The sequence below is a fragment of the Atlantibacter sp. MEI4A-1023 genome (assembly GCF_056155425.1).
On sequence record NZ_CM149568.1, the window covers coordinates 3,097,360 to 3,109,863 of the forward strand.

At 54.6% G+C, this 12,504-nt stretch carries 10 protein-coding genes; 9 read left to right on the forward strand and 1 reads right to left on the reverse strand.

The window, feature by feature from the left end; translation table 11 throughout:
- The first annotated feature begins 199 nt into the window (after nt 1-199).
- From ACVV26_RS14825 to yejF, 9 genes are all read left to right on the forward strand, one after another.
- Complete coding sequence (locus tag ACVV26_RS14825; RefSeq protein ID WP_474797972.1) at nt 200-1,666, forward strand: mannitol dehydrogenase family protein; 1,467 nt, start codon at nt 200-202, stop codon at nt 1,664-1,666.
- Between the two features lie 120 nt (nt 1,667-1,786).
- On the forward strand, nt 1,787-2,764 hold the full coding sequence (locus ACVV26_RS14830) for a CobW family GTP-binding protein (RefSeq protein ID WP_474797974.1): 978 nt from the start codon (nt 1,787-1,789) through the stop codon (nt 2,762-2,764).
- A 46-nt stretch (nt 2,765-2,810) separates the two neighbouring features.
- Nucleotides 2,811-3,524: a phosphatase PAP2 family protein gene (locus ACVV26_RS14835; protein WP_474797976.1), complete on the forward strand. Its 714-nt coding sequence runs from the start codon at nt 2,811-2,813 to the stop codon at nt 3,522-3,524.
- A 415-nt stretch (nt 3,525-3,939) separates the two neighbouring features.
- Nucleotides 3,940-4,509 carry a bifunctional murein DD-endopeptidase/murein LD-carboxypeptidase gene (gene mepS, locus ACVV26_RS14840; protein WP_312978397.1) on the forward strand — a complete coding sequence of 190 codons (570 nt, stop codon included), beginning with the start codon at nt 3,940-3,942 and terminating at the stop codon, nt 4,507-4,509.
- Nucleotides 4,510-4,675: 166 nt separating this feature from the next.
- Nucleotides 4,676-6,241 carry a cyclic di-GMP phosphodiesterase gene (locus ACVV26_RS14845; RefSeq protein ID WP_474797978.1) on the forward strand — a complete coding sequence of 522 codons (1,566 nt, stop codon included), beginning with the start codon at nt 4,676-4,678 and terminating at the stop codon, nt 6,239-6,241.
- Nucleotides 6,242-6,358: 117 nt separating this feature from the next.
- The gene (locus tag ACVV26_RS14850; RefSeq protein WP_474797980.1) at nt 6,359-8,164 is read left to right on the forward strand and encodes an extracellular solute-binding protein; all 1,806 of its coding nucleotides are present in this window, start codon (nt 6,359-6,361) and stop codon (nt 8,162-8,164) included.
- Nucleotides 8,165-8,173: 9 nt separating this feature from the next.
- On the forward strand, nt 8,174-9,271 hold the full coding sequence (locus ACVV26_RS14855) for a microcin C ABC transporter permease YejB (RefSeq protein WP_474797982.1): 1,098 nt from the start codon (nt 8,174-8,176) through the stop codon (nt 9,269-9,271).
- Nucleotides 9,268-10,293: a microcin C ABC transporter permease gene (locus ACVV26_RS14860; protein WP_474797984.1), complete on the forward strand. Its 1,026-nt coding sequence runs from the start codon at nt 9,268-9,270 to the stop codon at nt 10,291-10,293. Before ACVV26_RS14855 ends, ACVV26_RS14860 begins: the two co-directional genes overlap by 4 nt.
- Nucleotide 10,294: 1 nt before the next feature.
- Nucleotides 10,295-11,884 carry a microcin C ABC transporter ATP-binding protein YejF gene (gene yejF / locus ACVV26_RS14865; RefSeq protein WP_474797986.1) on the forward strand — a complete coding sequence of 530 codons (1,590 nt, stop codon included), beginning with the start codon at nt 10,295-10,297 and terminating at the stop codon, nt 11,882-11,884.
- A 3-nt stretch (nt 11,885-11,887) separates the two neighbouring features.
- On the opposite strand, the gene ACVV26_RS14870 is transcribed toward yejF, so the two are convergent.
- Entirely contained in the window at nt 11,888-12,229 is a 342-nt protein-coding gene (locus ACVV26_RS14870) for a YejG family protein (protein WP_125291609.1), read from the reverse strand.
- Nucleotides 12,230-12,504 lie beyond the last annotated feature (275 nt).

The window sequence follows — 12,504 nt, forward strand, 5'->3', positions numbered from 1 at the left end:
CTGCGAGTTCCCCTTAAAAGCTGTCATACCAATTTCATTTTCCCTGCACCTCTCTTTTTCTCTGAATCTCACCGTGTCTTGTTACGGTTGCATGATCCCCTTCACACTCTACAGATTATCCCGGCACACCAATTCACATTGCTGTCGTATAACTTTACACTGGTGATGTTAATTAATGGTTAATCAGGTAAAGCAGATAATGAAAAACCTCGCCACCGCTACTCTTCCGCCCGACGTACAAACGCCGGATTACGACCGCCGCGCGCTGAAAAGCCGCATCGTGCATCTCGGTTTCGGCGCGTTTCACCGTGCGCACCAGGCATTACTGACGGACCGGGTGCTGCGCAAAAACGGTGGCGACTGGGGGATCTGCGAAATCAGCCTGTTCAGCGGCGATAAGCTGATGAGCGCGCTGCGCGAGCAGGATCATCTGTTTACCGTGCTGGAGAAAGGCGCAGAAGGAAATACCGCGATTGTGGTTGGCGCAGTCAACGAATGCCTGAATGCAAAGCTGGATGGTCTCGAGGCCATTATTGAGAAGTTTTGCGAGCCGCAGGTGGCCATTGTTTCCCTGACCATTACCGAAAAAGGCTATTGCATCGATCCGGCCAGCGGGCAGCTTGATGCGACGAATGAACGCATTATCCACGATCTGGAAAACCCGCACGCGCCGCACTCCGCGCCCGGTTTGCTGGTGGAAGCGCTGGCGCGTCGCCAGGCGCGCGGGCTAAACCCTTTTACCGTGCTGTCATGCGATAACATTCCCGAAAACGGCCACGTGGTGCGCCAGGCGGTGATCGGCATGGCGCAAAAGCGCTCGCCAGCGCTGGCGGAATGGATAGCGGAACACGTTTCTTTCCCGGCTACCATGGTGGACCGCATTGTCCCCGCCGCCACCCCGGAATCCCTGCAGGAAATCAGCGCGATTCTGGGCGTCGACGACCCGTGTGCCATCAGCGCCGAGCCGTTTATCCAATGGGTGGTAGAAGATAATTTCGTCGCGGGTCGCCCCGAATGGGAGGCGGTAGGTGTTCAACTGGTGCACGACGTGCTGCCCTGGGAACAAATGAAGCTGCGGATGCTGAACGGCAGCCATTCGTTCCTGGCGTGGCTGGGCTATCTGGCGGGTTACAAACATATTTCCGACTGCATGAAAGACGAGAGCTTCAAAACCGCCGCCCGCAAATTGATGTTGAACGAACAGGCCCCCACACTGCGTATTACCGGCGTGGATTTAACCGCCTATGCCGACAGCCTGATCGAACGCTTCAGCAATCCGGCGCTGAAACACCAGACCTGGCAGATTGCGATGGACGGTAGCCAGAAACTGCCGCAGCGTATGCTCGACGGCATTCGCTGGCATCTGGCTTACGGCGGCGACTGGTCATTACTGGCGTTGGGCGTGGCGGGCTGGATGCGCTACGTCAGCGGCGTGGATGACAGCGGCGAGCCGATTGATATCCGCGACCCGCTGGTCGAAAAAATTCGTGCTCAGGTTGAGAAAAGCAGCGAGGACGAACGCGTGGACGCGCTGCTGGCTCTGAAAGAAATTTTCGGCCAGGATCTTCCCGCTAATCCAGTGTTTATCCATACGCTAAAGGCAGCCTGGCAGAACCTGTGCCGCACCGGCGCGCGTGATTCCGTAGCCAGACTGGCACGCCGTTAATTGCCCATTCCCCGGGGAGCAAATACGCTCCCCCTCTTCTCTTTGCCGCCTTTTTTAGCCAGGATTACCGGCTACACTTTGTTATCGCATTTAGCGGTATAGATTCGGCAGGAGCCTTGCGTGACTAAAACCAACCTCATTACCGGCTTTCTCGGCAGCGGTAAAACCACCACTATTCTTCATCTGTTAGCCAATAAAGACCCCGCCGAAAAATGGGCAGTGCTGGTCAATGAGTTTGGTGAAGTGGGCATCGATGGCGCGCTGCTAGCCGACAGCGGCGCATTGCTGAAAGAGATCCCCGGTGGCTGCATGTGTTGTGTAAACGGGCTGCCGATGCAGGTTGGCCTGAATACGCTGCTGCGCCAGGGGAAACCCGATCGGCTGTTGATTGAACCCACCGGGCTGGGGCACCCTAAACAGATCCTCGATATCCTGACTGCGCCAGTTTACGAGCCGTGGATCGACCTGCGCGCCACGTTATGCCTGCTGGACGCCCGGCAACTGCTGGAGCCGCAATACCTCAGTAATGATAACTTCCGCGATCAACTGGCCTCCGCCGACATTATTATCGCCAACAAGCAGGACCGCGCCGACGCCGCCGCGCTCAAGGCGCTGGAACAATGGCAGGAAACGCACGGCGGTAACCGCCAGATCGTGGTCGCCACCCAGGGGCACATCGATAACGCCCTGCTGGACGCGCCGCGCCATAATACCCGCGAGCTGCCTTCCAGCCAGGAACACAGCCACGCGCATCCGTCAGCACGCGGTTTAGCGGCGCTAAATTTAGCCAACCACCAGCGCTGGCGGCGCAATCTGAATCAGGGCCAGGGCTATCACGCCTGCGGATGGATTTTTGACAGCGAAACCGTATTCGACACCATCGGCCTGCTGGAATGGGCGCGGCTGGCCCCGGTGGATCGGGTAAAAGGCGTGATGCGTATTCCTGAGGGGCTGGTGCGAATCAACCGCCAGGGGCTGGACTTGCATATCGAAACCCAAAACGTCGCGCCACCGGACAGCCGCATCGAACTTATTCATAACGATCAGGCCGACTGGAATGCGCTGCAATCAAGTTTGTTGAAGATTCGTTTAAGTTAGTCCGACTAACGTTGCCTGGGTGTAATCTCAGACTGTGATGAAGATCATGAAAACGCGTCTCCCTCTTATTGTGTTATTGAATATCGCCGGTATTGCCCTGTTTTTTTCGTGGATGATTCCGGTAAACCACGGATTCTGGTTCCCTGTGGATTCCGGGATATTCCGCTACTTCAATAACCTGCTGGTAGAGAATCACGCGTTTTTGTGGCTGGTGGCGATCACTAATAACCGTGCTTTTGATGGGTTTTCACTGGTGGCGATGGGATTGCTGATCTTGTCGTACTGGATCAGGCAGACAGCGTATGGCCGCCGCCAGATTGTCATTATGGGCGTGGTGATGTTGCTGACGGCGGTGGTGCTGAACCAAATCGGCCAACAGTTGCCGGTGCAGCGTCACAGCCCGACGCTGTTTTTCACTGATATTCATCGTGTCAGCGAATTACTCAATATTCCGACCAAAGATGCCTCAAAAGACAGCTTCCCCGGCGATCATGGGATGATGCTGATGATCTTTTGCGGATTTATGCTGCGCTATTTCGGCGCACGGGCCTTTGCTATTTCCCTGGTTATTTTTGTGGTTTTTTCCCTGCCGCGAATGATGATCGGCGCGCACTGGTTCACCGATATATTCGTGGGCTCGTTATCCGTAATTTTAGTAGGGCTTCCCTGGGTGCTATTAACGCCGCTAAGCGATAAAATAATCACGCAACTGAACTATTATTTGCCCGGGAAGAATAAACAGAGTCCGAATATTCAGTAAATTGTACAAAAAATAAACCGCCACTTTCGTCATCGATAAGTGGCGGTTTTTTATTGCGCAAGGAAATTTAGCTTAAATAATAAACGCAAAAATTGTCATCGAAATGAAACACTTGCTTATTTCACCCGCAAAAATGTTGCATAATTGTTTAAATATAATTTTTGTTTTTTAACATCACAATTTCTTATAAAAAATCAGATAAAAGCGCTCGCCATGCGAGTTTCGATCGGGTAATCTCGGTTTCGCTTTGTTGGCAAACGGTTAAATAGTGGCTCATGAGTAATCATAGTGTGCGTTAATCCACATTTTTGCACATCCAGAATTGTCTCATCCCGCCTCGCTAATTAGTCTCGTCACGTTTGGCATTTTTTATAACGATATTTGTCGTTAAGGACTTCAAGGGAAAATAAACAACATGGTCACATCTCAACCGATTGTGAGATATTTCTTGCGGGTAATCCCTGCGATTGCAGTTGCGGTACTGCTTTCAGCTTGTAGCTCCACCAACACCGCAAAGAACGTGCATTCTGAGACGCATGCAGTGGGCAGTAACGATAGTTTTTTACTGCAAGCCTCTCAGGATGAATTTGAACAAATGGTTCGTTCAGTCGATATCAAATCGCGCTTAATGGACCAGTACGCGAGCTGGAAAGGCGTGCGCTATCGCCTTGGCGGCAGCAGCCGTAGCGGGATCGATTGCTCTAGTTTTGTGCAGCGTACCTTCCGTGAACAATTTGGTTTAGAACTGCCGCGTTCGACCTACGAACAGCAGGAAATGGGTAAACACATTTCCCGTAACGGTTTACGCACCGGCGATTTAGTGCTGTTCCGCGCAGGTTCAACGGGACGCCATGTCGGTATCTATATTGGCAACAACCAGTTCGTTCATGCGTCAACCAGCAGCGGCGTCGTGATTTCCAGTATGGATGAGCCCTACTGGAACAAGCGATACAATGAAGCGCGGCGCGTCCTGACCCGCAGTTAATCTTGTTGTCAGCTTCCCTTGGCTGTTCCAAAAGATGTTATTCAACAAAACGCTGCTTCGGCAGCGTTTTTGTTTGCCGCAAACAGAACGATCACACCCTTCATTAACTACGTTATATTTTCTGGGAACCCTACCCACTTACGCAGATAACAGAGAGCCTCCCGGGATGAGAGCAGCCAATATCTTTGCGCGCTATCTGACGACGCCACGGAAAATGATCATGACGAGCATCATGATCGGCGTTGTCATGGCGATTATCACTTCCGCCCTTTACGCCTTGTCGCTACACCACAAGCGAGAACAGGGCTATGACATACTGGCACAAGGCGTTGAACGCTACGTGCGCGATTACTTTAACGATCTCGAAGCGGTTGCCGATACGTTACAGCCGCTCACCCTGGCAGGGTGCAACCACGTCTCCGCTGACCTTACGTCCCGCGCGGCGTTTAATATTAATGTCCGGGCATTTGTGCTGGTGAATAACGACACGGCGTACTGTTCATCAGCGACAGGCAGTATGTCGGAACCCATGGCGAAACTGGCTCCGGCAATCGATACGCATCAAAAAGTCGATTTAGAAATTATGCCCGGTACGCCGATGATGCCTGGTAAACCGACTATCGCTATCTGGTATCAGAACCCTGCTAACGCACAGCGCGGGATTTTCACAACCCTGAATGTCAATCTGACACCCTATTTGCTGTTCACTTCGCGCCATCGCGATGCGGCAAGCGTGGCGCTGGTGGTCGGTGACAAAGCCATAACCACAGCGTCGCCCGGCGTGCAAAATGTCGCCAGCCTGGCGTCGCCGCCATTGCGTATCGCCACGTTGCCCGATTACCCCATCAAACTCTTTATTTACGGCAGAACCTGGTCCAGAGAAGATGTCGCGCTGTCGGCCCTGACCGGCATTTTCGCTGGCACCCTCGGCGGATGCCTGTGCGGATACCTGCTGTATATTCGCCAGCGCTCCGGTAAAGAGATCATGCAGGGCATTCGCCGCAATCAGTTTTATATTGTCTGGCAGCCGGTGGTGGAAGCGAATAACCTGACCATGACCGGCGCAGAGGTGCTGATGCGCTGGGAGCATCCCTCGGCAGGCGCCATCCCGCCAGACGCCTTTATCAATTTCGCTGAAGCCCAGCAGCTTATCGTCCCGCTGACCCGCCATCTGTTTAAGCTGATCGCCAAAGAAGTCCCGCTGTTGATGGATATCCTGCCGCAGGGCGCTAAAATCGGCGTTAATATTGCGCCGGGGCACCTACACTCGCCGGATTTCAAAGAAGATATTTGCCAGTTCGCCGCCTCGCTGCCCGACAACTATTTCCAGATCGTCTTTGAAATCACCGAACGGGATATGATTCAGGAGAAAGAGGCGGTATCGCTGTTTGAATGGCTGCACCAGCAGGGTTTTGAGATTGCCGTAGATGATTTCGGCACCGGGCACAGTGCGCTGATTTATCTGGAGCGCTTCACAATGGATTACCTGAAAATTGACCGTGGTTTCGTTAACGCCATTGGCACCGAAACGGTGACCTCGCCCGTGTTGGATGCGGTGATCACCCTCGCCCGCCGGTTAAATATGACCACCGTCGCCGAAGGCGTTGAGACCTGGGAACAAACCAAATGGCTGCGCGACCGCGGTGTAAATTACCTGCAAGGCTTTTTCTTTTCACGCCCGGTGCGTGTCGCCCAGCTTATCGACTGGCAGCGTCAGCGATCGGGGCATTAACCGATTCGGGGAGATTGTCGGGACATTTATTTCACAATCCCGCGACCGTCACTTATTATTCACAGACAAAGCGTAGCCCGGCGGCCCGCCGGGATAACAACAGGATCACGCCATCGTATGCTTGCGCGCGCACTGGTTTTACTGCTTAGTCTGATAAGCACCGTGGGATACACACAGGACATTAAAGAAAGCTATTCGCTGGCGGTACTGGGCGAACCTAAATACGCCGTGGATTTCACCCACTTCGACTATGTCGATCCTGCCGCGCCTAAGGGCGGCAATATCACGCTTTCCAGCATCGGTACGTTTGATAACTTCAACCGCTTTGCTCTGCGCGGCAATGCGGCGGTGCGCACCGAAAATCTTTACGACGCCTTGTTTACCACTTCCGACGACGAACCGGCCAGCTATTACCCGCTGATTGCCGAGCGGGTTCGCTACCCAGACAACTATGCCTGGGCGGAAGTAGAAATGAACCCCCGCGCCCGCTTTCACGATGGCAGCCCGATTACCGCCGAGGATGTCGCCTTCACCTTTTCAAAGTTTATGACCGAAGGCGTCCCCCAGTTCCGTATCTACTATAAAGGCACCACGGTCAAAGCGATTGCGCCGCTGACGGTGCGCATTGAACTCGCTACGCCGGGTAAAGAAAACCTGCTGGGGTTGTTTTCCCTGCCGGTAATGCCGAAAGCCTTCTGGAAGGATCATAAGCTGAGCGATCCACTCTCTACCCCACCGCTGGCGAGTGGCCCGTATAAAATTACCGCCTGGAAAATGGGCCAGTATGTGGTTTATTCGCGAGTGAAAGATTACTGGGGCGCGACTCTCCCGGTAAACCGTGGACGCTGGAACTTCGACACTATCCGCTACGATTATTACCTCGACGATAACGTGGCGTTTGAAGCTTTCAAGGCGGGCGCGTTTGATTTTCGCAGCGAGGTCAGCGCCAAAAACTGGGCGACCCGCTATCTCGGAAAAAATTTCGACAGCAAATATATCGTAAAAGAAGAAAAGAAAAGCGAGGCAGCCACTGATACCCGCTGGCTGGCGTTTAATATCCAGCGCCCCCAGTTCGCCGACCGCCGGGTGCGGGAAGCCATTACCCTGGCGTTTGATTTTGAATGGATGAACAAGGCGCTGTTTTACAACGCTTACAGCCGCGCCAACAGTTATTTCCAGAATACCGAATACGCCGCGCGCGATTACCCCAAAGCCGATGAGCTGGTGCTGCTCGCTCCTATGAAGGCCGACCTGCCGCCAGAGGTCTTTACCACCGTGTATCAGCCGCCGGTGTCCAAAGGCGACGGCTTCGACCGGGACAACCTGCTGAAAGCCATCGACTTGCTGAAACAGGCGGGCTGGGAGCTGAAAAATCAAAAGCTGGTCAACGTGAAAACCGGCCAGCCGTTCAGCTTTGAACTGCTGCTCTCCTCTGGCGGCAATAACCAGTGGGTGTTGCCGTTCCAGCACAATCTTGAACGGCTTGGGATTACGCTGAACATTCGTCAGGTGGATAACTCGCAAATCACCAACCGGCTGCGCACCCGGGATTACGACATGATGCCGTCGCTGTGGCGCGCCATGCCCTGGCCGAGTTCCGACCTGCAAATCTCCTGGGCCTCGGAATATATTGATTCCACCTATAATGCCCCCGGCGTGAAAAGCCCGGTGGTGGATAAGCTGATCGCCCAGATCATGGCGAACCAGGGCGATAAAGAGAAGCTGTTGCCGCTGGGCCGCGCGCTGGATCGCGTGCTGACCTGGAATTTCTATATGCTGCCCATGTGGTATATGTCCTCCGACCGTTACGCGTACTGGGATAAGTTTTCCCATCCAGCGGTAGCGCCCGTCTATTCCCTGGGTTTCGATACCTGGTGGTATGACGTTAACCGGGCGGAAAAACTGCCCGCCGCGCGGCGCTAAGGAGCGACGATGGGCGCTTACCTGATTCGTCGTCTGCTGCTGATTATCCCGACCCTGTGGGCGATCATCACCATTAACTTTTTTATCGTCCAGATTGCACCAGGCGGCCCGGTGGACCAGGCGATTTCCGCTATTCAGTTTGGCCGTGGCGGCGGGATACCGGGCGTGAGCGGCGAAGGGACTGGCCTAAGCCATGCCCAGGCGGGCGTACGCAATCCCGGCGACAGCCAGTATCGCGGCGCGAGGGGTCTGGACCCGGAAATCATTGAAGAGATCACCAGGCGCTACGGTTTTGATAAACCGCTGCATGAGCGCTATTTCACGATGCTAAAAGACTATGTGCGCTTCGATTTTGGCAACAGCCTGTTTCGCAGCGCCTCGGTGCTGGAGCTGATCCGCGACAGCCTACCGGTGTCGATCACGCTTGGGCTGTGGAGCACATTGATTATCTACCTGGTCTCTATCCCGCTGGGCATTCGCAAGGCGGTGCGTAACGGCAGTGCGTTTGACGTCTGGAGCAGCGCGCTGATTATAGTCGGCTACGCCATTCCCGCGTTTCTGTTCGCCATATTGCTGATTGTGTTGTTCGCGGGCGGCACCTGGTTCGATCTGTTCCCGCTGCGCGGCCTGGTGTCAGCCAACTTCGACAGCCTGCCCTGGTATAAGCAGATCAGCGATTATCTCTGGCATATCACGTTGCCGGTGCTGGCAACGGTGATTGGCGGCTTTGCGGCGTTAACCATGCTGACCAAAAACTCGTTTCTCGATGAGATCCGCAAGCAGTATGTGGTCACGGCCCGCGCCAAAGGGTTGGGCGAGAAACAGATCCTGCGCGGCCATGTGTTTCGTAACGCCATGCTGCTGGTAATCGCCGGTTTTCCGGCGGCGTTTATCAGCATGTTCTTTACCGGCTCGTTATTGATTGAAGTGATGTTCTCACTCAACGGGCTGGGGCTGTTAGGTTATGAAGCCACCGTGTCGCGGGATTACCCGGTGATGTTCGGCACGCTGTATATTTTTACGCTGATCGGCCTGCTGCTGAATATTCTCAGCGATATCACCTATACGCTGGTCGATCCGCGTATTGATTTCGAGGGACGCGGATGAGTCGCTTAAGCCCCGTAAACCAGGCGCGCTGGGCGCGATTCCGTCGCAACCGCCGGGGTTTCTGGTCGCTGTGGATTTTCATGGTGATTTTCGTTTTAAGCCTGGCGTCTGAACTGATCGCGAATGACCGCCCGTTAGTCGTGCATTATCAGGATCGCTGGTTTTTTCCGGCGCTGGTTAACTACAGCGAAAGCGATTTTGGCGGCCCGCTGGCGACCCGGGCAAACTATCAGGATCCGTGGCTGGCGCAGCGCATCGAACAGCAAGGCTGGGTGCTGTGGGCGCCGATTCGCTTCGGGGCGAACGCGATCAATTACGCCACCGATCTGCCCTTCCCTTCGCCGCCATCCAGCCAGAACTGGCTGGGCACCGATGCTAACGGCGGTGATGTGCTGGCGCGCATTCTCTACGGCACGCGCATCTCGATTTTATTCGGGCTGATGCTGACGCTGTGCTCCAGCGTGATTGGCGTAACGGCGGGCGCGATCCAGGGCTACTACGGCGGTAAAGTCGATTTGTGGGGGCAGCGGTTTATCGAAGTGTGGTCGGGAATGCCGACGCTGTTTTTAATCATTTTACTGTCCAGCGTGGTGCAGCCCAATTTCTGGTGGCTGCTGGCAATCACCGTAATTTTTGGCTGGATGAGCCTGGTGGGCGTAGTGCGTGCGGAATTTCTGCGCACCCGTAATTTTGATTATATTCGCGCGGCTCAGGCGCTGGGCGTTAGCGATCGCGCCATTATGTGGCGGCATATGCTGCCTAACGCTATGGTGGCGACCCTGACCTTTTTACCGTTTATTCTCTGCGGTTCTATCACCACGCTGACCTCGCTGGATTTCCTCGGCTTCGGTCTGCCGCTGGGCTCGCCGTCGCTTGGTGAACTGCTGTTACAGGGCAAGAATAATCTACAGGCCCCGTGGCTTGGCATCACCGCCTTTTTCTCACTGGCTATTTTGCTGTCACTGCTTATTTTTATCGGCGAAGCGGTGCGCGACGCCTTCGACCCCAGTAAGGTGGCGTAATATGACGGCTCCCCTGCTTTCCATCGACGGGCTCTCCATCGCGTTTCGTCAGAATAACGTTGAACGCCGGGTGGTGGACAATGTGTCACTCAGCATCAACGCGGGCGAAACCCTGGCGCTGGTAGGCGAATCCGGCTCCGGCAAAAGCGTGACCGCGCTGTCGATTCTGCGCCTGCTGCCATCGCCGCCTGCGGTTTACCCGCAGGGCGATATTCAGTTTCAGGGGCAAAGCCTGCTGCACGCCAGCGAAGCGCAACTGCGTAAGGTGCGCGGCAATAAAATCGCCATGATTTTCCAGGAACCAATGGTGTCGCTTAACCCGCTACATAACATCGAAAAGCAGCTTTATGAGGTGCTTTCGCTGCACCGGGGAATGCGTCGCCACCCGGCGCGGGCAGAAATACTCACCTGTATGGAGCGCGTAGGCATTCGCCAGCCCGCCAGCCGCCTGAAGGATTACCCGCATCAGCTTTCCGGCGGCGAACGTCAGCGCGTGATGATTGCGATGGCGCTGTTGACCCGGCCACAATTGCTGATCGCCGACGAACCCACCACGGCGCTGGACGTCACGGTGCAGGCGCAAATCCTGCAACTGCTGGATGAGCTGAAACGCGAGCTGAATATGGGCCTGCTGTTTATTACTCATAACCTAAATATCGTGAAAAAACTGGCGGATAACGTGGCGGTGATGCAAAACGGCCAGTGCGTGGAGCAAAACGCGACCCGCCCGCTGTTCAGCCAGCCGCGCCACCCTTATACCCAAAAACTGCTGGCGTCTGAGCCCGAGGGCGATCCGGTCGCCCTCCCCGCCGACAGCCCTGTGCTGTTGCGGATAGCGGATTTACAGGTCGCGTTTCCATTGCGGCGCGGGATTTTCCGCCGCACTGTGGGGCATCACTACGCACTGCGTAATCTGAGTTTTGAATTGCGGGCCGGTGAAAGCCTGGGTCTGGTGGGCGAATCCGGTTCAGGCAAAAGCACCACCGGCCTGGCGCTGTTACGGCTCATCCCTTCCCAGGGCGAAATCTGGTTCGACGGGCAGCCGCTGCACCAGTGGAACCGCAAACAGATGTTACCGGTGCGCCATCGCATCCAGGTGGTGTTTCAGGACCCGAACTCTTCGCTCAATCCCCGTCTGGATGTGCTGCAAATTATTGAAGAGGGCTTGCGGGTCCATCATCCTGAACTGACCGCCCAGCAGCGTGAAGCCCAGGTGATAGAGGTCATGCAGGAAGTGGGGCTTGACCCGGAAACCCGTCACCGTTATCCGGCGGAGTTTTCCGGCGGCCAGCGCCAGCGCATCGCCATTGCCCGCGCGCTGATCCTAAAGCCAGATTTGATGGTGCTGGATGAACCGACCTCGTCCCTCGACAGAACCGTTCAGGCGCAAATCCTGGCGTTGCTGAAATCACTCCAGGCGAAGCACCGCCTGGCCTGGTTGTTCATCAGCCACGATCTGGACGTGGTGCGTTCGCTATGTCATCAAGTGGTGGTCTTGAAGCAGGGAGAAGTGGTTGAGCAGGGGCCGTGCGGGCAGGTGTTTGCCTCGCCGGCGGCAGATTATACCCGCCAGCTGCTTACGCTGCGCTGATCCTCAGAAAGGATTTTGGCCAGAAAAGGTTTCGGCAATCGCAACGCCAAAGTTTTTCAAACGGCAGGTCGCCGCGAATTCATCCTGACGGTCCACGAACAGGCATGGCTCGCCTTCACACTCCAGCACGGCGCAATCCACTTCGATATCGGTTAACGCCTGGCTTAATTTATTCATTACCTGCCACGCGTTATCTACCGGGCTGAGCAATTTCAGGCCGACCAGGCAATCGTCTTCGCTTTGCGCGCACTGCGGAATCGGTTCAACTTTTGAACCTGCGAAACCCGTCAACCAACGATAGCTATTAGGCAAGCGATGGACGATGGAAAGTTGTAACGTATTCATAATACTTCCCCAGCAAGAGCAAAAAATCACAATCACTTTACATACAGGTTAACACAATGTTGATGAAACGTAACATGATCAACATAGAAAACGGTTACACTGTAGTAATAATTTCGGTTACTCATTCATCGGCAACCTTTTATTTTTGTGCGGCACATCTCATTTCGGCGCTATATGTAACCTGTAACGCGATCTAACTCAACCTTTTTTGACTACAAAAAAATGACTTTTTAAGACCTTTACATTTACATTCACGAAACAAATTGTACGGAGAC

Excerpts from the sequence above, each read along its gene's own strand:
- ACVV26_RS14825 (WP_474797972.1), top strand. The coding sequence starts at position 200 with ATGAAAAACCTCGCCACCGCTACTCTTCCGCCCGACGTACAAACGCCG.
- ACVV26_RS14835 (WP_474797976.1), top strand. The coding sequence starts at position 2,811 with ATGAAAACGCGTCTCCCTCTTATTGTGTTATTGAATATCGCCGGTATT.
- mepS (WP_312978397.1), top strand. The coding sequence starts at position 3,940 with ATGGTCACATCTCAACCGATTGTGAGATATTTCTTGCGGGTAATCCCT.
- ACVV26_RS14845 (WP_474797978.1), top strand. The coding sequence starts at position 4,676 with ATGAGAGCAGCCAATATCTTTGCGCGCTATCTGACGACGCCACGGAAA.
- ACVV26_RS14850 (WP_474797980.1), top strand. The coding sequence starts at position 6,359 with ATGCTTGCGCGCGCACTGGTTTTACTGCTTAGTCTGATAAGCACCGTG.
- ACVV26_RS14855 (WP_474797982.1), top strand. The coding sequence starts at position 8,174 with ATGGGCGCTTACCTGATTCGTCGTCTGCTGCTGATTATCCCGACCCTG.
- ACVV26_RS14860 (WP_474797984.1), top strand. The coding sequence starts at position 9,268 with ATGAGTCGCTTAAGCCCCGTAAACCAGGCGCGCTGGGCGCGATTCCGT.
- yejF (WP_474797986.1), top strand. The coding sequence starts at position 10,295 with ATGACGGCTCCCCTGCTTTCCATCGACGGGCTCTCCATCGCGTTTCGT.
- ACVV26_RS14870 (WP_125291609.1), bottom strand. The coding sequence starts at position 12,229 with ATGAATACGTTACAACTTTCCATCGTCCATCGCTTGCCTAATAGCTAT.